Origin of the sequence: Streptomyces sp. ISL-43, assembly GCF_018614195.1 — a bacterium.
Lineage (GTDB): Bacteria > Actinomycetota > Actinomycetes > Streptomycetales > Streptomycetaceae > Streptomyces.
The window spans coordinates 168828-187707 of the sequence record NZ_JAGGOT010000035.1 but is presented as its reverse complement, the minus strand read 5'-3'; the positions used below and the strand labels follow the sequence as shown (position 1 = coordinate 187707).

The window sequence follows — 18880 nt, the reverse complement described above, 5'->3', positions numbered from 1 at the left end:
CCCGCAGACCTGCAAGTTCAACCAGAGCTGCACCATCCAGCTCACCACCACCGGAGGAAAGCCCCCCGTCCGCTACGCCGCCACCGGCCTTCCCTGGGGCCTGACCCTCGACGCCGCCACCGGACGCATCACCGGCAAACCGTGGGCCAGTGGCACCATCCAGCTCACCGCCACCGCCACCGACTCCACCGGAGCCACCGCCAACACCACCTTCCCCCTCACCATCAACTGGTTCTGAGACGGGGCAGGGGCGGGCTCGTACCACCCCGCCCCTGCGTCACGCCGTCGCGGTACCGCTCAGGGGATCCAGCTCGCGCCGCCGGCGGCTGATCGAGTCGGGGTCCCAGCCCGGACGGGGTACGGATGCCAGCAGCAGCCGCGTGTACGGGTGGTGGGGGTCGGTGAGGAGCTCCGAGACCGGTCGGTGTTCGATCGTCAGGCCGCGGTACATGACGAGCGCCTCGTCGCAGACGTAGCGGACGACAGCCAGGTCGTGGCTGACGAAGACCAGGCCGATGCCGGTGTCGCACCGGATGTCGGAAAGCAGGTTGAGCACCTGCGCCTGCACGGAAACGTCCAGGGCCGACACCGCCTCGTCCAGCACCAGGACGGCGGGTTCGACCGCCAGCGCCCGGGCGATCGCGGCGCGTTGGCGCTGCCCGCCCGAGAGCCGGCGGGGCAGGGCGGCCGCCTCGCGGTCGCCGAGGCCGACCTGGGCCAGCAGCTCCCTGACCCGGGCGGCGCGTGCCGTCCGGTCGGACATTCCGTGCAGCCGGAGCACCCCGTCGACCGTCGCACCGATGCTGATCCGGGCGTCCAGGGAGAGGTAGGGGTCCTGGAAGACGATCTGGACGGCCTTGGCCCTCGCCAGCCGAGCCGGCCTCCCCCGTACGGAGGCCGCCAACGGCTTGCCCTGTACGAGGATCTCCCCCGCGTCGGGGCGTTCGAGGCCGACCAGCATCCGGGCCGTGGTGGTCTTCCCGGAACCGGACTCCCCCACGATGCCGAGCGCCCCGCCCGCCCGTACGGAGAACGACAGGTCGTCGACGGCGACGACCTCCGTCCCGCCGGTGTGGTAGGTCTTGCGCAGGCCCCTCACCCTGAGAAGTTCCGGGGCGGCGTCCGTTCCCGGCTCGCTGTCGGTTCTCGGCTCGGTGGTCAACTGTCCTCCTTGCGGGTGAGTTCGGCGACGCGGTGGCAGGCGACCTCGGCCGGGCCGTGTCGTTCCAGCTCCGGCGGGGACTGGTCGCAGCGACCGGGTTCGGCGAACCGGCAACGGGGTGCGAAGGCGCAGCCGGGCGCGGACGCCAGCAGCCCCATGGGGGCGCCGGGGATGGGCGTGAGGCGGGCCAGGGGGCCGGCGAGCGGCGGGGAGGATCCGAGCAGGCCCGCGGTGTAGGGGTGCCGGGGGGAGGCGAAGAGTTCCGCCACGGGCGCCGTCTCGACGATCCGGCCCGCGTACATGACGTGGATGCGGTCGCTGACGGAGGCCGCGAGCTCGATGTCGTGGGTGATGAGGAGGAGTCCGAGGCCGCGTTCGCACGTGCGGAGCACGCGGGTGTCGGCGATCTCCAGCGAGGGGTGGGCGAAGGGATCCCGGTCGAGCACGACGAGGTCCGCGTACTTGCCCACCTCGACGGTGCCGGTGACCTCGTCGAGGTGGTTCACCCACGCGCTGCCGGCGGTGTAGGCGGTGAGCGCCTGGGAGAGGGTGAGCGCCTGCTCGGGAATGAAGGGCGCCGTCGGTTCGAACGTCCCGGGCGAGTTGGGGGCCTCGTCGGGTACGGAGCGGTTGACGGCGACGTGGATGCCCCACAGCGGGTTGGGGCTGCTGACCGACCAGTCGCTGCCCGCGACCAGGCGGGTGCCGGCGCGCTGCAGGTCGCCGAACGGGTACTGCAGGCGGGCCCGTTCCGGTCCCAGGAAGGGGATGGTGAGCTCGTCCATCTGCGGTTCGTGGGCGGCCCACAGCGCCTGGATGTTGGCGGCCGCGCCCAGGCTCACGAAGCGCCCGATGTCGTCGGGGTGGACGATCTGGAGGTGCGCGAGGTGGTGGCGGTTGTCGTTGGCGCCGTTGGCCTCGCGGGCCTCGGCGAGGGCGTCGAGCACCTCGCGCACGGCCCGGTCCCCGAGTGCGTGGAAATGGATCTGGAAGCCCGAGCCGTCGAGCTGGGACACCGCCGCGGTCAGCACCTCCGGGTCGATGAAGCTGAGCCCCGAGTTGCCGGTGGCGCAGCCGCAGCCGTCGAGGTAGGGCTCCAGCAGGCCGGCCGTGAAGTTCTCGGCGATACGGCTTCTTCTCCGGCGGCGCGGTCCACGAACACGGCGGTTCCTTCATCAGCTCCACCGACTCCGCGGTCCTCGGGCTGGCCCGCGACCTCGGCCTGCGGCGCGAGCTCGCGGGCGGTGGCGCCCTGAACGCCGGGGACTACGCCGCCTGGATCGACGGCGGCTCCTACCCCGGGCTCCAGCAGCAGGACGACTGGATCGCCGCGGCCTACGAAGCGTTCAGCGCCTCGTACGCGGCGGCCGGCACCGCGCGCTACGACAGCCACACCCCGGAGGCGTACCGGCTGGACCACCTCTCCTGCCTGGAGTACCTCGGAACCGTCCGGCAGGTGCACGAGCTCGTCGCCCTGCGCCGCAACGGCGACGGCTCGTACACCTGCACCTTCGACCACGGCGGCAGCACGGTCACGGCGGCGGCCGACCACGTGGTGCTGGCCTGCCCTTCAGCACCCTGCGCGACGTCGACCTCTCCGGGGCGGGCCTGTCCGCCCGCAAGCTGACCGCCATCCGGCAGCAGGGCATGGGCCAGAACGCGAAGCTGGTCACCGAGCTTTCGGCCAAGCCCTGGCCCGGACTCGGCTACAACGGCGTCAGCAACACCGGCCCGCTCGGCTACCAGACGGCCTGGGACGGCTCGGTCGCCCTCGGACCCAATGGGTCACCCGCGCTCCTGGTGGGCTTCCCCGGGGGGAACACCGCACGCGACACGCTCACCGGAGCCGCCCACGGCCCGGCACCCGCCGCGGACGTCGACTGGTTCCTCTCCCAGGTCGAGCACGTGTACCCGGGCACCAGGGCCGCCTTCACCGGCAGGGCGTACGAGGACCACTGGTCGCGCGCCCCGTGGCAGCGGGGCGCGTACCAGTACTACAAGGTCGGCCAGTACACCTCGATAGCCGGCTGTGAGGGGCTCCAGGAGGGGCGGATCCACTTCGCGGGCGAGCACACCGACGTGGAGGAGTCCACCCTCAACGCGGCGTTCGCCTCCGGCGAACGCGTCGCGGGTGAGATCGCCTGCCAGGTCTGATCCCCGCCCGCGCGTGCCGTGCGCTCACCTCGGCGGGGTCAGCCGCTCCCACAGGAAGGTGTGGACGAGTGCCTCGTTGAAGGCGGTCTGCCCGTGGTCGGTGGCGCCCGCGTGGCCGCCGCCGAGGTGCTCGTGGAACAGCACGGGATGACCGTACTCGCGCAGCCGGGCGGCCATCTTGCGGGCATGGCCGGGATGGACGCGGTCGTCGCGGGTCGAGGTCAGCAGGAGCATCGGCGGGTACGGGGGCCCGTCCGTCCGGACCTGGTGGTACGGGGAGATCCGTTCCAGGTGGGGCCGGTCGGCCGGGTTGTCGGGGTCCCCGTACTCGGCGATCCAGCTGGCTCCGGCGAGCAGCTTGTGGAAGCGGAGCATGTCCAGCAGCGGCACGTGGGCGACGACCGCGCCGAACAGTCCGGGCTCGCGGGTGAGCATCGCGCCCATGAGGAGCCCGCCGTTGCTGCCGCCCTCGATGCCCAGCTGCGCGGGCGTGGTGATCTCCCGGGCGAAGAGGTCCCGGGCGACGGCGGCGAAGTCCTCGTACGCCCGGACCCGGTTCGCGCCCAGGGCCGCCTTGTGCCAGTCCGGCCCGTACTCGTGGCCGCCCCGGATGCCCGCGACGACGTAGGTGCCGCCGCGCCCGAGCCAGGCGCGGCCGGTGACCGCGCTGTAGCTCGGGACCATGGAGATCTCGAAGCCGCCGTAGCCGTAGAGCAGGGTGGGGCCGGGGCCGGGGCGGTCCTCGGGTCCGACGACGAAGTAGGGCACGCGGGTGCCGTCCGCGGAGGTCGCGAAGTACTGGCGGACGGCGAGGCCTTCGGTGTCGAAGAGCGCCGGGCCCTGCTTGACGCTCTCGTCGGCGCCGGCCGGCGCCGCGCCCCGGTAGAGGGTGGACGGCTGGAGGAAGCCGGCGACGTTCAGGAAGAACTCGTCGCTCGCGTCCGGGTCGGTGCCGGTGACGGAGGCCGTGGACAGCGGCGGCACGCCGGCCAGCGGCGCGCGGCTCCAGCCGTCGGGGCCCGGGCCGGGTGTGAGGATCTCCATCCGGGAGGAGACGTCGGCGCTGGTGGTGAGGATCAGGTGGTGGCGGGTCCAGCTCCAGCCGGCGAGGGCGGTGTGCTCGTCAGGGGTGAACAGCACCGCCGCCTCTCGCTCACCCGCACGGAAGGCGTCGAAGTCGAAGGCGAGCAGACTGCCCGCGTCGTGGCCGAGCCACGGCGACTTGGGGGCGACGATCAGCCACTCGCGGTGGACGGAGGCACTGGCGTCGTCCGGTACCTCGATCTTCAGGGGCGCGGCGCCGGTCCCGTCTTCGGGAAGGAGGAACAGCTCCTGCTGCCAGAAGTCGATCTGCCGGTGGATGAAGTCCCGTTCGAAACCGGGCGTGTCGTCGTGGAACGCGGAGGCGGACAGGTCCGAGGGGCGGCCCTCGTAGACCGCTTCCGCCTCCGCCAGGGGCGTGCCGCGCCGCCAGCGGCGCACCTGGAGGGGGTAGCCGGAGCCGGACATCGAGCCGGGACCGAAGTCCGTCCCGATCCAGACCCGGTCCCGGTCGATCCACCCGATCCGGGTCTTGGCCTCGGCGACCTCGAACCCGCCCTCGACGAACTCCAGCGTCTCCAGGTCGAACTCGCGCACCACGCAGGCGTCCGCGCCGTCCCTCGACAGCATGACCAGGGCGTGGCGGTGCTCGGGCGCCAGGACGGCGCTGCCCGCCCAGGCCCACTTCTCCCCCTCGGCCGAGGCGAGCGCGTCCAGGTCCAGGACCGGCTCCCAGTCGGGCCGCTCCTTGCGGTACTCCTCCAGCGTGGTGCGCCGCCACAGGCCGCGCACGTGGTCCGCGTCCTGCCAGAAGTTGTAGAGGTGGCGGCCCCGGCGGCGCGTGTAGGGGATCCGGCCGTCGTCGTCGAGGACCTCGCGGATCCCCGACTCCAGCACCTTGAACCCGGGTTCCGCCGCCAGCTCGGCCACGGTCTCGGCGTTGCGCTCACGGACCCAGTCGAGGGCGGCCGCGCCGGAAACGTCTTCGAGCCAGAGGTAGGGGTCTGCATCACTCATCCGCCGATTGTGCAGGATCCGCCGTGGCGCCTGCGACCAATCAGGGTCCGCCCGTCCGGCCCGTGCGGCCCCCGCGGCCCGGTCGGGCGGAAAATCCGTTGCCCCGGGCGGGGCGGACGTCGACCATGGCCCGTCGTGAGCAGATCCCGTTTGGCCTCCGTACTTCCCGACCTCGCCCCCTTGCGGTCCAGCCCCGACTTCCGGCTGCTCTTCTACCAGGGCACGGTCACCTTCTTCGGCTCGTTCATGGCGATGATCGCGCTGCCGCTCCAGATCAAGCACCTGACGGACTCGCCGCTCGCGGTCGGTGCGATGGGCGCGGTGGAGCTGGTTCCGCTGGTGGTCTGCGGTCTGTACGGGGGCGCCCTCGCCGACGCCGTCGACCGGCGGCGGATGATCCTGTTGACCGAGGCCGGACTCGGGGTGCTCGCCCTGGTGCTCCTGGTGAACTCGGCCCTGCCGCATCCGCTGCTGTGGCCCCTGTACGTGGTCGCGGGCGGGGTGTCGGCACTGACCGGGCTCCAGCGGCCGGCCCTGGACTCGCTGATGGCGCGGATCGTGCCGCACGACCAGCTGACCGCCGCCGCCGCGCTGAACGGGCTCCGCTACCAGTTCGGCGCGATCGCGGGTCCGGCACTGGCCGGGCTGATCGTCGCGTACGCCGGATACGCCGCGGCGTACTCGCTCACGGTCGCGGGGTTCCTCGTATCGGTACTGCTGTGCCTGCGGCTGCGCCCGGCTCCGCCCGTCCGGGGCGCCGAGCGTCCGTCGCTGCGCGCGATCGCCGAGGGTGCGCGGTACGCGTGGAGCCGGCCCGTGCTGCTCGGCACGTACGCCGTGGACCTGGCGGCGATGCTCTTCGCCTTCCCGAACGCCGTCTTCCCCTTCCTCGCGGACGAGCTCGACGCGGTGTGGGCCCTGGGTCTGATGTACGCGGCGGGCGCGGTCGGCTCGATGGTGCTGGGGCTGACCAGCGGCTGGGTGTCGCGGGTACGCCGGCACGGGCTGCTGGTGATCTGCGGGGCCGGGGTGTGGGGACTGGCGGTGGCTGCCGCGGGCTGGACCACCGACATCCGGCTCGTGCTGCTGTGCCTCGCGGTGGCGGGCGCGGGCGACATGCTCAGCGGCCTGGGGCGCGCCACGATCTGGAACCAGACGATCCCGGAGGCGCTGCGGGGCCGGCTCGCGGGCATCGAGGTGCTCTCGTACAGCGTCGGCCCGCAGCTCGGCCAGGTCCGGGCGGGCACGATGGCCGGGTGGACCGGCACCCGCACGGCCCTGTGGAGCGGCGGCCTGGCCTGCGTGGCATCGGTGGCCGTACTGGCCGCGCTGCTCCCGAAGCTGATCTCCTACGACGCGGCGACGGACGAGGACGCCCTGCGCCGCCGCGCGGAGAAGGAGCCCGAACCGAGCACGGCACGGGCCTGACGTCCCTAAGCCCTGCTCGGCTTCGAGGGATCCGCACAGGACTGCCGCACGCCGCCCGATCCAGGCGAGGAGAAGGCGCGGGCAGGCTACGAAATACCAGGGATCCCGCGGCCCTTGAACGCGGCCCGCACGGCGTCCGCGGTGCTCTTGCCGTACATGCTCTGGGCCGTGGCGATCGTGGTGAGCGCCGCGTCCTGGAAGCTGGTGTCGGGGGCGAAGGCGAACTGCGCGTTGACGATGACGCGGTCGGCCGTTCGCGCGCCCAGGGCCGCGCGGATGTCGAAGAGGGCGCGGGACCAGATCTCTCCGTCGGCGTGCACTTCGCCGACCCGGTCCGCGTAGACCTTGTTCCCGTCGATGCGGCGCAGGCAGTGCGGGGCGGCGCTGTAGGAAATCGAGTCCCAGTCCGCGACGCACGCCAGGTCCGTCCCGCGCGGCCAGCCGTGAGCGGTGGCAGCGCGGTCGCCGACTTCGACGGCCAGGTAGTCGCCGAAGGCCTCGCCTATCGCCCCCGCCTCCGGCGAGGTGCCGAAGCCGGGCACCTGCGCGTTGTGCACCGCGTGCCCGTACTCGTGGACGATCACCTCCGCGTCCTCGGCGTCGTCGACTCCGCCCTTGCCGAAGCGGATCTCGGCCTTCTTGTCGGTGAAGAAGGAGTTGTCGGCGCCCCACTGGTTGATGCGCACCGGCTGAACCCGGTCGTTGGCGCCGGGCAGTTCGCTCCCGAAGCCCAGGCCTTGCAGGTACTCCTGCGCCTCGTTGACCCAGAAGTAGGCCATGACCTGCTCGAACTGGTCGTCCGCCCTGGTGTACCGGCCGGCGTCCGTGACGGCAGCGGGCGCTCCGGTCTCCGAGCGGATGTACACCCACTTGCCCGAGAGGCCCCCGCTGCCGTCCAGGTTGCGCAACGCGGCCGTGGCGTAGGCGGAGCCGGGCACGGCACCGGCGGAGTCCTTGGCATCGGCGAGTGTCTGATCGCCGGAGGACTGAACGGGGTTGACCATGAAGACGCGGGCCTGTGGCAGTGCGGCCGCGGGTCCGGACGCGACCGCCGAGACCGGGGCGGCCAGGCCGAGCAGTGTCATGGATGCGATGACCGCGGCGCTGCGACCACGGAAGGTACGGCGGGGCATGGACATCCTCCTGCGATGGATGCGTGGTGCCGCAAGAACGTCGGCGGCAAGCTGCGGACGCGATCCTTGCTCAACGCCACCGACTTTGACCAGACCCCGGCCGAAGCGAACCGAACCGCGGGCGCTCGGCCGGGTTTCCCGGCCGAGCGTCCGCGGTTCCGCGTTTTCCCGTGTGGCTAGAGCGCCTTGCGTCGGCGCACGACCAGTACGCCGCCGGCCGCGATCAGTGCGCCGGCCAGGGCCGCGAGCAGACCCACCGGCAGGTCCGACCCGGTCTTGGCGAGGTCACCACCGGTGGTGGCACCGCCCGTCACCGGGGCCGGGGAGGAAGCCGTAGTGCTCGGTGCTCCGGTGGTCGTACCCGGCGAGGCGGGCACGGACGCGGGCGGGGAAGAGACCGCCGGGGACGAGACGGTCCCCGAAGGGGTGCCGGACGTCGTGGAAGACGGTGTCGACGACGGGGTCGCGGACGGCGTCTTGGGAGGAGTCGAGCTCGGCAGGGTGGAAGCCGGGCAGGTGTGCGACAGGTTGAACCATTCCAGGCTGCCGCCCGTCACCTCGGCGACCGCGGAGACGAGCTTGGCACCCGGCTCCGAGGCGACGTAGGCATGGTTCTCGTTCGGCGCATCGAAGGTGGTGATCTCCTTCGGGCCACCGGGCTCGAACGTCACCGTCAGCTTCACGAAGGCGATCTGGTTCGGGTTGCCCGGCGCTATGAAGTGCCAGCCGTCCTGCGAGGTGGGGATGTCCGCACAGGTGGGCTTCGTCGAACCGAAGCCGGCCGCGGTGAGGGGAACCTGCTGGTGCAGGGGGATGGTGTACGAGTCGGAAGCGAAGGCCGATGCGGCACCGGCGGCGACGACGAGCGAAGCCGCCATGGGGACCGCTACTGCCGCCCAAAGACTGCGGGAACTGGGCATGGAGATACCTCTGGCACAGATGAGGGAAGGGGGGTCGTGGGGGTGGCGCCGCTCAGCTTGCTGACGACACCGCTCCCACGTCAAGGGCCGTACACACCCTTTGTGCCCGAGTGGTCGATTGTGGCGCTTTGGTCGATATAACAATCGCTCCCCGGGCAACGCCGGATGGCATCCGCCTCCGGATCCGCGTGAAGTGTCGGACCGAGATACCGCATGATGTGCCGCGTGCACAGTGCGGAGGAGTTCGGCGAGGCCGACAGCGAAGCGGGAAACCCGGGAGCGCAGCGAGACCCGGGAGACATGGCTGCCGAGGTCAGAGCAGCCCAGCAGGGGGACGAGGCGGCTTTCCAGGCCCTGTTCCGGGCCGTGCAGCCCGTCCTCCTGCGCTACCTGAGCGTGCTCGTCGGTGAGGAGGCGGAGGACGTGGCCTCCGAGGCCTGGCTCCAGATATCCCGGGACCTGGGCTCGTTCAGCGGGGACTTCGACGGGTTCCGCGGCTGGGTGTCGACGATCGGCCGGAACCGGGCCATGGACCTGCTGCGCAGTCGGCGCCGCCGGCCGGCCTTGAGCGTGCCGGTCGAGTACCTGCTCGACCGGCCGGCGCACGAGGACACCGAGGGGGCCGCGCTGGTCACGGTGGGGACCGGTGCGGCGCTCGCCCTCATCGCGCGGCTGCCCCGCGATCAGGCGGAGGCCGTGCTCCTGCGGGTGGTCATGGACCTGGACGCGGACAGCGCCGCGCGGGTACTCGGGAAACGGGCCGGTGCGGTGCGGATGGCATCGCACCGCGGGCTGCGCAAGCTCGCCAAGCTCCTCGAAGAGCAGGGATCCGGCCCCACGGGGACCGGGGGCAAATCGGGCGAACCCGAGCGGCCTGAAAAAACTTTGGCCCCACGAGTGACACCGACGACGGCTCCGACGCTGAAGGGCACGAAATGAGTACCCACCGATCCCGCCGGATCGACCGCGCCACGGCCGAGCGGCTGCTCGCCGGCGCCCGGTCCGACACGGCGAACGGTCACGAGGCCCTCGCGGGACTGCTCGCCGCCGCCGCCGCTCCAGCGGTCGACAGCGAACTGTCCGGCGAACAGGAAGCCATGGCCATGTTCCGGGCCGCTCGTCTCGACCCCGTGCCTGTTCCTGCCACTGTCCCTGTCCGCGTACCCACGTCCCGGAGGCGATCGATGCTCACGCCGGCGATGCTCCTCGGCGCGAAGGTCGCGGCCACCGCACTGGCGGCCACTCTCGGCGGTGTCGCGGTCGCGGCCGGCACGGGCCACCTGCCCGTGGTCCTGGGCGGCACGCCCGAGCGCACCCGCCCGGCCCCCTCCGCCACGGCCGGCACCGGAACCGGCACACAGGACTCGGGCGAGGTGCCCCCGGGGGCTCTCCTGCGCGCTCCCGAAGCGGTGCCTGCCGACTTGGCCGAGCTGTGCCGCGCGTTCGCCCACGCCCACGCCGCCCGCGCCGGTGGGTCGGACCCCGACGACGTCCTGTCCGAGCACCGGTTCGCCGCGCTGGTCACCGCGGCGGGAAGCCGGTCCGAGGTACCGGGTTACTGCGCCCCCGTCCTGAACGGCCGGCCGGAGCAAGGTGACGCCTCGCCGACGCCTGTGCCGACGGACAGCGCTCGGGGCGCCTCCCCGACGCGTCCCGGCAAACACGAACCGAGCCGGGGGCCCGTGTCTCCGGGACCGCGCCTCGGCGAACACGGGCCGGACACCCATCCGACAGGCCCGCCGAGCACCGGCACGTCCCCGCCACGCAGGGACGTGCCGACGGGTCGCCCCACAGGGACGGCCCCGTAACCCTGGGCGGCGTACGACCCGTTCCCCGGCACCCCGCCCTGTTCCCGTCCGCCACCCCGTAGAGGCTGTCCACCGATGCAACGACAACCGGCTTCCACAGACGACGACACGATCCCGATACCCCGTATCCACGGGCACTCCCCGAGCGCGCCGGAACCGGATTCGCGGGCCTGGGCCGCGCCCAGCCCCGTGTTCGTCGATTCCTCGGGCATTCGTCAGCGCCGGGTGCGGCGCCTGGGGTGGCTGCTCGTCGTTCCCGCCGCGGGCTACGTCGTCCTCTTGGTCAGTTCTCTGTTCGGCGGGCCCACGCTCTCCTCGCCGTTCCTGCCCCTCCCCCACACACCGCCGGTCCCGAACGCCGCCCAGAGCAAAGCACCCCCCGCGGCAGCGACCACCGCGTCCACTGCTCCGCCGAAGCGCGACGGCACGGCCGCGAGCGGCGCGGCCCAAGCGCCGGCGACCCCGTCCGCCGCGAGCCCCACCCGCGGGAACACGATCGGCACCACCACCCCCACCGCGACGCGTCCGGCCCCCTCCCCCGGCAACGGCGCCACCCCGGCCCCCGGCCCGACCAACCACGGCCGGTCGTCGTCCGCGCCCGGCCAGGTCGGCAAACCGACCACTCACCCGTGACCCGCCCGGACCAGCACAGGCAGGAAGCACTCCCCCCTTGTCCAAGAACCGCCGCCGCCCCCCGCGCGGCCGGCACAGCACCGTGCGCAACGTCCCCCTTCGCACGCATTGGCTGCTGCTGACCGCGCTCGTCCTGACCCTCTCGGCGGCCCTGCTGCTCCAGGGGTACAGCAAGCACATGTTCGACACCACCGCCGACGGCGCTCCCCGCGATCCCGGTCCGGCGCGAACCGTCCCGGAGCAGATCCGGACCGGCGGCCCTGTCATCGAGGGATTCACCGGGCGAACGGCAAGCATCGAACCCCGCACGATCGCCCTCACTTTCGACGACGGCCCCGACCCCCGCTGGACACCCCGGATCCTGGACGTCCTGCGCCGCAACGACGTCCGCGCCACCTTCTTCACCGTCGGCGCCCAGGTGGCCGCCCACCCCGAACTGGCGCGCCGTATCGTCGCCGAAGGCCACCAGATCGGCATCCACACCTTCACCCACACCGACCTCGCCGCGGCCTCCGACTGGCGCCGTTCCCTGGAACTGCGCGAAAGCCAGCTGGTCATAGCCGGCGCTACCGGTGTCACCACCCCGCTCCTGCGCCCGCCGTACTCCTCGGCCAACGACGCACTGAGCGATGCCGACTGGAACGCCATCACCCAAGCCGGTCAGGACGGCTATCTCACGGTCCTCACCACCCAGGACAGTCAGGACTGGCGCCGCCCGGGCATCGAAGAGATCCTCGCCAACGCCACGCCCAAGGGCACGGACGGTCAGATCCTGCTGATGCACGACGCGGGTGGCGACCGTTCGCAGACCGTCGCCGCCCTCGAACGTCTCATCCCCCAGCTGAAGACGGCAGGTTTCCGACTCGCCACCGTCAGCGACGCGACCGGCCTTCCCGCGGCCGCACACGAGGCGGCGACCGTGGACGAGTGGCAGGGCACCGCCCTCATCAACGCCCTGCGCGCCAGCGACTGGGTCCTCACCGCACTGTCCTGGCTCCTGTGGGCGGCCGGTGCGATCAGCGTGCTGCGCGCCCTGGCCGTCTTCGTCGCCGCCCGCCGTCACGTGCGCGAGCGCCGCAAGCCCTGGGGAGCCCCGGTCACCGAACCCGTCAGCGTGATCGTCCCCGCTTACAACGAGAGCGCCGGTATCGAAGCGGCCGTGCGCTCCCTGCTCGCCTCGGACCATCCGGTGGAGATCATCGTGGTCGACGACGGTTCCACCGACGGCACCGCCGACGTGGTCGAAGCCCTGCGCCTGCCGGGTGTGCGCGTGATCCGCCAGCAGAACGCCGGGAAGCCCGCCGCCCTCAATACCGGCATCGCAGCGGCCTCCTGCAACCTGCTCGTCATGGTCGACGGCGACACCGTCTTCGAACCGGACGCCGTCCGCATGATCATCCAGCCCTTCGCCCACCGCCGCGTCGGCGCCGTCTCGGGCAACGCCAAGGTCGTCAACCGCGGCGGCCTCCTCGGCCGCTGGCAGCACATCGAGTACGTCGTCGGCTTCAATCTGGACCGGCGCCTCTTCGACCTCGCCGAATGCATGCCCACCGTCCCCGGCGCGGTCGGCGCGTTCAGGCGCGAAGCCCTCCTGCGCGTCGGCGGCGTCAGCGACACCACGCTCGCCGAGGACACCGACCTCACCATGGCGCTGTGCCGCGACGGCTGGCGCGTCGTCTACGAGGAACGCGCCAAGGCCTGGACCGAAGCCCCCGCCACACTCGGCGCCCTCTGGAAACAGCGCTACCGATGGTGCTACGGCACCCTGCAGGCCATGTGGAAACACCGCGGCGCCCTCACCCAGCGGGGCCAGGCCGGAAAGCTCGGCCGCCGCGGCCTGCTCTACCTGCTCATGTTCCAGGTCCTGCTGCCGCTGCTCGCCCCCGTGGTCGACGTGACCGCCGTCTTCGGTCTGGTCTTCCTCGATCCGCTGCGCATCCTGGGCCTGTGGAGCGCCTTCCTCCTGCTTCAGGTCCTGATGGGCCTCTACGCCTTCCACCTCGACGACGAGCGCCCCGGCCCGCTGTGGAGCCTGCCGCTCCAGCAGTTCGTCTACCGCCAGTTGATGTACCTGGTCGTCATCCAGTCCGTGTTCACCGCGATCGCCGGATCCCGCCTGCGCTGGCAGCGAATGGAACGCTACGGAAGCCTCCAGGTCCCCGTTTCCCCGCCACGGCCTTAGGCCGTGCATCTGAACTCGAGGTCGGTCAGCTGACCGTCGGCTCGCGGCACGCGCAGACCGGGTGCTCTACGGCCGCCGACATCAGCCGGCGGGCCTAGAGGACGGTCCGCACCTGACATCGCGCCGCAGCCCTCACCGGTATCCAACGACCCGAGGCGTCCGGATGCTACTTTCGGCAGGTGGCCCGACATCAGCCCATTCAGCTCGGTGCACAAATCGCGGGCTACCAGGTGGAGCGTGAGATCGGCCGCGGGGGATTGGGCGTCGTCTACCGCGCGAATGATCTGCGGCTGGGCCGTGCCGTGGCCCTGAAAGTGCTCGCCCCCGAGTTGACGCACAGAGACGCTTTCCGTCGACGTTTCATCCATGAGTCGCGCATGGCGGCTGCGATCGATCATCCGCACATCGTGCCGATCTTCGGGGCCGGAGAGGCCAACGGAGTCCTGTACATCGCCATGCGTTACGTTTCCGGGCCGGACTTGGGAGCTCTCCTGGACCGGGACGGTCCGCTGCCGGTGACGGGTGCGATGCGCATCGCCGCGCAGATGGCGTCGGCGCTCGACGCCGCGCACGAGCACGGTCTCGTACACAGGGACGTAAAGCCCGGCAACATCCTGTTGGCCAGGAGCGATGTCGCCGACGATCCCTACTATGCGTATCTCATGGACTTCGGGCTGGCGGCACCATCGCTGGAGGAGGCGTCCTTCACCACGGTGGGTCAGTTCGTGGGCACCTTGGACTACACGTCCCCCGAGCAGATCTCCGGCCGCCCTGTAGACGGTCGGGGCGATCTGTACAACCTCGCCTGCGTCGTATATGAGGCCCTTGCGGGTAGCTCCGTGTTCCAGCGCGACGACGACATGGCGCTGCTGTGGGCGCACCAATACGACCCGCCGCCGGACCTCTCCGGGAGATGTCCGGGGCTCGCGCCGGCCGTCGACAGTGTGATGGCGAAGGCGCTGGCGAAGGCCCCTGAGGATCGTTACGGTTCATGCCGGGAGTTCGTGGCGGAGTTGTTTTCCGCCGCGGGCGGTCGGCCGAGCTAGAAACGATGTCCCGGAGACGTTGGTGGCCGCGCCGATGGCGGCATACGAGCGGTCGGTACGCGCCGGACCTCTGGCCCGTGTGGATCGTGGTCTGTCTGGCTGTGGTCGTGGTTTGCGTGGCCGGCGTCGTGGCGTACTGGCTCGTCCGCCGGCTGACGGAACCCACGGAGACCCTGGGCGTTCCCGACGGCATCAGGCTCAGCATCGCCATCCTGACGGTTTTTGGTGCGGTGCTCGCCGGTGTGTACGCCTATCGCAAGCAGCGCATCGCCGAAGGGGACGCCCACCGCGCGGACGCGACCCAGTTCTCCGAGCGCTACAGCACGGCGGCCGGTCAGCTCGGCCATGAAAGCTCGGCCGTACGCCTCGCCGGCGTATACGCGATGGCCCGGCTGGCCGACGACTGGGTGGAGCAACGCCAAGTCTGCGTGGACGTCCTGTGCGCCTATCTGCGCATGCCCTACGAATGGAACCCGGAGTCCGACCAGTACAGGAGGGGTGAACGGGAGGTACGGCAGACGATCATCAACGTCATCCGCGATCACCTCCAGGAGTCGCGGGAGGACTCTTCCTGGTCGACTTGCGCTCTTGATTTCACCCGCGCGACCTTCGACGGAGGCGACTTCTCCGGCTGCCGGTTTCGCGGCAGTGTCTCCTTTGCCGACGCCGACTTCGTCGGTGACCTGATCAACTTCGACGAAGCTGGATTCCTCGACGGCGCGGTCACCTTCCACGGCGCACGATTCGGCACTGGCGCGGTCACGTTCAACGACGCGCAATTCCAGGGCGGTACGGTTAGCTTCGACGCGGCGCAGTTCAGCGGCAGCGCGCTTTCCTTCTGCGGCGCGCTGCTCGGTCCCAGCGATATCACGTTTCACCATGCGAGCCTCAGAGGCGGGACGCTCGCTATGGACGAAGCACTGTTCAGTGGCGGCACGGTCGGCTTCGACTACGCGCAGTTCGGCAACGCCACGGTCACCTTCAACCGGGCGCGACTCGAGGACGGTTCGCTCGCCTTCCGCCGCGCACGGTTCACCGGAGGCACGCTGAGTTTCGACCACGCACACTTCACGGGCGGTGCCGTCGCCCTCGACGACGCGGAATTCACGGGCGGTACGGTGACCTTCTACGCGGCGCGGTTCGACGGCGGAAACGTCACCTTCGACTACGGGCAGTTCACCGACAGCACGGTCACCTTCCACCACGGGCGATTCAACGGAGGCACCGTCTCGCTCGGCCACGCCAGGTTCAGCGGCGGCATGGTCTCCTTCGTCCGCGCCCAGGTGAACGGGGGCCGGGTCGCCTTCGCCGACGCACAGTTCAGCGACGCCAACGTCCGATGGGGCCGCCTGCGGCCGCCCGAGGGCGGGACGGGCTGAACTCCGGCCCGACTCTGACGAGCGAGTGCTGTCGTTGCGGCAGCGATCTGCCCGAGGCATGGAATGTGGATCCCACCGCATGAGGGCCGCCGTGGGTCACAGCCACTCGTTGATAGCTGCGATGAGGACAGTCGCCTCGTAACGGACCGCTAGCTTGATGCCCCTATGGATGTCAAGCAGCGACTGCGGCGGGTCCTGTCTGGTGGAACCCCCGTCCGGACCAGGAACCGTATGCCGTCGATCAACTACCGCCGGGGCCAGACAGGCGGCCGCCCCACTCTGGTCCCCTTCGGCAACAACGACTCCAACACCGTCCACTGCTCGTCCGTAAGATCTCCCCGCGCCATGACCCACGATCATCTGACACCCCAAGATCCACTTTCGATACATGGCCTATAGGCCGCGCGCCCGGGTCGCCGGTCAGCCCAGCCGGACGTCGGTTTCCGGCTGGGCGACCTTGAACAGGGCCCGCGCGATCACCACCGCGTCCTCCTCCGTGAGGTGCGCGGAGAAGTGCTTGCGGATGCTGCGCATGTAGACCGGCGCCGTCGCGCGCAGGGCGTCGGCACCCTCTGGGGTGATGACGGCCCAGGACGCCCGTTTGTCGTGCGGGTCGGGCAGCTTGTCGACCAGGCCGGCGCGCACCATCTCGTCGACCAGCCTGCTCACTCGGGTACGGCTGAGGACCACCCGGTTGGCGACTTCCTGCATGCGCAGCCCGTACTCTCCGGCCGCCTTGAGTTCGAGCAGTACGTCGTACCACGTCAAGGGGATCCGGCCGTCGCGCTGGACGTCGCTTTCGATGGCGCGTACGGCGGTGTTGTGCGCGAGGAGCATCGCTCGCCACGCCTCGAGTCGGTCGTCCTGTCCGGTCACGCCGTCATCCTACCCCCATTGCGTGCGCCCGCACACACTTGTTAAGGTGCGTGCGTACGCACTTATTGATCCGTAAATCTTCGGAGGCTGGCTACATGGCAGTTCAGAACCTCTCCCGCGACGAGGTCAAGCAGAAGCTCGACGGCGGCCGGGCCACGGCCGTCGAGGCCCTGCCGGAGCAGTACTACAAGGAGGCGCACCTGCCGGGCGCCCTGCTCCTCCCGCTCGACGACGTCGACGCGCTCGCCCCGGGCCTGCTGCCCGACAAGGACGCCGAGGTCATCGTCTACTGCACCGGCACGACCTGCTCCAACTCGGGGATCGCGGCCGAGCGGCTCGCGGAGCTCGGCTACTCGAAGGTCTTCACGTACAAGGACGGCAAGGAGGACTGGGTCGGCGGCGGTCTGCCGACCGAGTCCGGCGTCTGAACACCGGCGCCCGAACACCGGCGTCCGAGCACACGAGGAAAAGGAACGGACGATGACCAGTAGCGCAACATCGCCGACCCGCACCGTGGACGGCGTCGAGCTCCCGGCCGTGGGCGACTGGAAGGTCGACCCGGGGCACGCGGAGGTCGGCTTCCTCGGCCGGCACTTCATGTTGACGAAGGTGCGCGGCCGGTTCACCGGCGTCGACGCCACCGTCTACATCGGCGAGCGGCCCGAGGACAGCAAGGTCACCGCGGTGATCGACATGGCCACCGTCGACAGTGGTGACGCGACTCGGGACGACCACCTCCGGTCCGGCGACTTCTTCGACGTGACCGAGCACCCCCGGGCGACGTTCACCTCGACGTCGGTGAGCTGGGACGGCAAGAGCGGCGTACTCGCCGGCGATCTCACGATCAAGGGCCTGACCCGGCGCGTCGAGCTCGCGGTCGACTACCTGGGGTACGCCAGGGACCCGTGGGGCAACGACCGCACGGTCTTCTCGGCTCACGGCAGGATCAACCGCGAGGACTGGGGCCTGACCTGGAACATGGCCCTGGAAACCGGCGGAATCCTGGTTTCCAAGGAGATCGAGCTCTCGCTGGAGATCGAGGCGATCAGGGAGGTCTGACGCCCGGCGCGTCGCCGACCTGACGGTCCCGGCACGGCCACCGCCGTGCCGGGACCACCCGTACCCGCCGTGCCGGGACCACCCGCACCCGCCGTGCCGGGGCCACCCGTACCTGCGGGGTGGCGCTCAGGCCTCCAGGACCCGCCGCACCATCTCGCCCAGCGCTCCCCGGATGCGTCCGGGGGTGAACTCACTGCTGCGCAGAGCCTGTTGAAGGTCGGCGTCGACCATGGCGAGCAGGAGGTGCGACGTGCCCTGCGCGTCCAACTCCGGCCGCGCCTCGGACAGCAGCATGGAGAGGTGGCGCTGCCACAGGCAGTACGAGCCGATCTGGTAGCGGACGCCCGGCGCGGTGGTCTCCGAGAGCCTGACGAGCTCCAGGTTCGTGTCGAGCAGATCGAGATACGTATCGAAGAAGGCGGCGATCCGCATGCGCGCATCACCCCCGGGCCCCAGGGGCGGCGGCCCGTGCAGCATCTTGTCCTGCAGCTCGCTCTCCTGCGCGTCGAGGAGGGCCACGGCGAGCCCGGACTTGCTGCCGAACCGGCGGTACAACGTGCCCTTGCCGACGCCCGCGCGCGTCGCGATGGCGTCGAGCGACACGTTGTCGACGCCCTGCTCCCTGAAGAGCTCCGCGGCGACCAAGAGGATACGGGTGCGGTTGCGGGCGGCATCCGCCCGCTCGCGGGCCGGCTGGCGGCTGGATTCGGTCACTTCATGTGACCCGGCGGTCATGCTGTGCCTTCGTCCGTGACTTCGTAGGTACGTGGGTGGTCGCGAGTGTACCCATCTCGGACACGACTCGCGCCGGAGCGGCCGGGGTGGCCCCTCGTCCCGTCTCCCGGTCTTCGCCGTTCATTCGCTTGCCCCCGAGAACCTGATGTGCCAAGGTCGTCCCGAACCGGACCGCAGTCCGCTTACGGGGGATCACCATGACACAACTCGAGGGCCGCCGCACCTGCGCCCCATCGGGTGCGGGCCTCCCAAGGGGATGTCCAGTCCGCCGGAACGGCAACTGACCCCGCCGTCCGCGACCGTGAAG

Annotated in this window: 19 protein-coding genes and 1 pseudogene; 12 read left to right on the top strand and 8 right to left on the bottom strand. The window is 70.9% G+C overall.

Annotated elements, in window-relative coordinates:
- Positions 1-238: putative Ig domain-containing protein (locus tag J7F03_RS21755; protein ID WP_214951882.1), on the top strand; the 238-nt coding region annotated here is incomplete at its 5' end.
- Between the two features lie 39 nt (positions 239-277).
- On the opposite strand, the gene J7F03_RS21750 is transcribed toward J7F03_RS21755, so the two are convergent.
- From J7F03_RS21750 to J7F03_RS21745, 3 genes and pseudogenes are all read right to left on the bottom strand, one after another.
- On the bottom strand, positions 278-1162 hold the full coding sequence (locus tag J7F03_RS21750; RefSeq protein WP_214951880.1) for an ABC transporter ATP-binding protein: 885 nt from the start codon (positions 1160-1162) through the stop codon (positions 278-280).
- Positions 1159-1464, bottom strand: coding sequence for an oligopeptide/dipeptide ABC transporter ATP-binding protein (locus J7F03_RS41160; RefSeq protein WP_251072278.1), 306 nt, complete (start codon positions 1462-1464; stop codon positions 1159-1161). Before J7F03_RS41160 ends, J7F03_RS21750 begins: the two co-directional genes overlap by 4 nt.
- Before the next feature lie 78 nt (positions 1465-1542).
- Positions 1543-2289, bottom strand: a pseudogene (locus tag J7F03_RS21745) (amidohydrolase); the annotation flags it as partial.
- A gap of 329 nt (positions 2290-2618) precedes the next feature.
- Between J7F03_RS21745 and J7F03_RS41155 the strand changes: the two are divergent.
- Entirely contained in the window at positions 2619-2789 is a 171-nt protein-coding gene (locus tag J7F03_RS41155) for a hypothetical protein (protein ID WP_251072279.1), read from the top strand.
- Positions 2726-3316, top strand: coding sequence for an FAD-dependent oxidoreductase (locus tag J7F03_RS41150; RefSeq protein WP_308379876.1), 591 nt, complete (start codon positions 2726-2728; stop codon positions 3314-3316). The genes J7F03_RS41155 and J7F03_RS41150 overlap by 64 nt, the downstream gene beginning before the upstream one ends.
- A 24-nt stretch (positions 3317-3340) precedes the next feature.
- Here the strand turns inward: J7F03_RS41150 and J7F03_RS21735 are convergent, their stop codons facing one another.
- Complete coding sequence (locus tag J7F03_RS21735) at positions 3341-5374, bottom strand: prolyl oligopeptidase family protein (protein ID WP_214951876.1); 2034 nt, start codon at positions 5372-5374, stop codon at positions 3341-3343.
- 135 nt (positions 5375-5509) lie between these two features.
- On the opposite strand from J7F03_RS21735, the gene J7F03_RS21730 reads away from it, so the two are divergent.
- Positions 5510-6802 (top strand): MFS transporter, encoded by a 1293-nt coding sequence (locus tag J7F03_RS21730; protein WP_308379872.1) that lies wholly within the window; start codon positions 5510-5512, stop codon positions 6800-6802.
- Between the two features lie 86 nt (positions 6803-6888).
- On the opposite strand, the gene J7F03_RS21725 is transcribed toward J7F03_RS21730, so the two are convergent.
- Positions 6889-7935: a M4 family metallopeptidase gene (locus tag J7F03_RS21725; protein WP_251072247.1), complete on the bottom strand. Its 1047-nt coding sequence runs from the start codon at positions 7933-7935 to the stop codon at positions 6889-6891.
- Between the two features lie 176 nt (positions 7936-8111).
- A complete protein-coding gene (locus tag J7F03_RS21720) occupies positions 8112-8813 on the bottom strand; it encodes an LPXTG cell wall anchor domain-containing protein (RefSeq protein WP_214951872.1) in 702 nt (233 codons plus the stop codon).
- A 258-nt stretch (positions 8814-9071) separates the two neighbouring features.
- Between J7F03_RS21720 and J7F03_RS21715 the strand changes: the two genes are divergently transcribed.
- From J7F03_RS21715 to J7F03_RS21695, 6 genes are all read left to right on the top strand, one after another.
- Positions 9072-9794, top strand: coding sequence for an RNA polymerase sigma factor (locus J7F03_RS21715; RefSeq protein WP_374104374.1), 723 nt, complete (start codon positions 9072-9074; stop codon positions 9792-9794).
- Positions 9791-10663 carry a hypothetical protein gene (locus J7F03_RS21710; RefSeq protein WP_214951868.1) on the top strand — a complete coding sequence of 291 codons (873 nt, stop codon included), beginning with the start codon at positions 9791-9793 and terminating at the stop codon, positions 10661-10663. Before J7F03_RS21715 ends, J7F03_RS21710 begins: the two co-directional genes overlap by 4 nt.
- A 75-nt stretch (positions 10664-10738) precedes the next feature.
- Positions 10739-11296 carry a hypothetical protein gene (locus J7F03_RS41145; RefSeq protein ID WP_251072246.1) on the top strand — a complete coding sequence of 186 codons (558 nt, stop codon included), beginning with the start codon at positions 10739-10741 and terminating at the stop codon, positions 11294-11296.
- A 37-nt stretch (positions 11297-11333) separates the two neighbouring features.
- Positions 11334-13478, top strand: a complete 2145-nt coding sequence (locus J7F03_RS21705) for a bifunctional polysaccharide deacetylase/glycosyltransferase family 2 protein (RefSeq protein WP_251072245.1) — start codon at positions 11334-11336, stop codon at positions 13476-13478.
- 179 nt (positions 13479-13657) lie between these two features.
- Complete coding sequence (locus J7F03_RS21700) at positions 13658-14524, top strand: serine/threonine-protein kinase (protein WP_214951866.1); 867 nt, start codon at positions 13658-13660, stop codon at positions 14522-14524.
- Between the two features lie 77 nt (positions 14525-14601).
- Complete coding sequence (locus tag J7F03_RS21695) at positions 14602-15903, top strand: pentapeptide repeat-containing protein (protein WP_308379869.1); 1302 nt, start codon at positions 14602-14604, stop codon at positions 15901-15903.
- A gap of 420 nt (positions 15904-16323) precedes the next feature.
- Here the strand turns inward: J7F03_RS21695 and J7F03_RS21690 are convergent, their stop codons facing one another.
- Positions 16324-16779, bottom strand: a complete 456-nt coding sequence (locus J7F03_RS21690) for a helix-turn-helix domain-containing protein (RefSeq protein ID WP_308379868.1) — start codon at positions 16777-16779, stop codon at positions 16324-16326.
- 95 nt (positions 16780-16874) lie between these two features.
- On the opposite strand from J7F03_RS21690, the gene J7F03_RS21685 reads away from it, so the two are divergent.
- Together J7F03_RS21685 and J7F03_RS21680 are read left to right on the top strand one after the other, a co-directional pair.
- The gene (locus J7F03_RS21685; RefSeq protein WP_214951864.1) at positions 16875-17207 is read left to right on the top strand and encodes a rhodanese-like domain-containing protein; all 333 of its coding nucleotides are present in this window, start codon (positions 16875-16877) and stop codon (positions 17205-17207) included.
- Positions 17208-17259: 52 nt separating this feature from the next.
- On the top strand, positions 17260-17838 hold the full coding sequence (locus tag J7F03_RS21680; RefSeq protein ID WP_214951862.1) for a YceI family protein: 579 nt from the start codon (positions 17260-17262) through the stop codon (positions 17836-17838).
- A gap of 126 nt (positions 17839-17964) precedes the next feature.
- Here the strand turns inward: J7F03_RS21680 and J7F03_RS21675 are convergent, their stop codons facing one another.
- Entirely contained in the window at positions 17965-18552 is a 588-nt protein-coding gene (locus J7F03_RS21675; protein ID WP_308379866.1) for a helix-turn-helix domain-containing protein, read from the bottom strand.
- Positions 18553-18880: the final 328 nt, after the last annotated feature.

Excerpts from the sequence above, each read along its gene's own strand:
- J7F03_RS41160 (WP_251072278.1), bottom strand. The coding sequence starts at position 1,464 with ATGTACGCGGGCCGGATCGTCGAGACGGCGCCCGTGGCGGAACTCTTC.
- J7F03_RS21735 (WP_214951876.1), bottom strand. The coding sequence starts at position 5,374 with ATGAGTGATGCAGACCCCTACCTCTGGCTCGAAGACGTTTCCGGCGCG.
- J7F03_RS21725 (WP_251072247.1), bottom strand. The coding sequence starts at position 7,935 with ATGCCCCGCCGTACCTTCCGTGGTCGCAGCGCCGCGGTCATCGCATCC.
- J7F03_RS21720 (WP_214951872.1), bottom strand. The coding sequence starts at position 8,813 with ATGGCGGCTTCGCTCGTCGTCGCCGCCGGTGCCGCATCGGCCTTCGCT.
- J7F03_RS21715 (WP_374104374.1), top strand. The coding sequence starts at position 9,072 with ATGTGCCGCGTGCACAGTGCGGAGGAGTTCGGCGAGGCCGACAGCGAA.
- J7F03_RS21710 (WP_214951868.1), top strand. The coding sequence starts at position 9,791 with ATGAGTACCCACCGATCCCGCCGGATCGACCGCGCCACGGCCGAGCGG.
- J7F03_RS41145 (WP_251072246.1), top strand. The coding sequence starts at position 10,739 with ATGCAACGACAACCGGCTTCCACAGACGACGACACGATCCCGATACCC.
- J7F03_RS21685 (WP_214951864.1), top strand. The coding sequence starts at position 16,875 with ATGGCAGTTCAGAACCTCTCCCGCGACGAGGTCAAGCAGAAGCTCGAC.
- J7F03_RS21680 (WP_214951862.1), top strand. The coding sequence starts at position 17,260 with ATGACCAGTAGCGCAACATCGCCGACCCGCACCGTGGACGGCGTCGAG.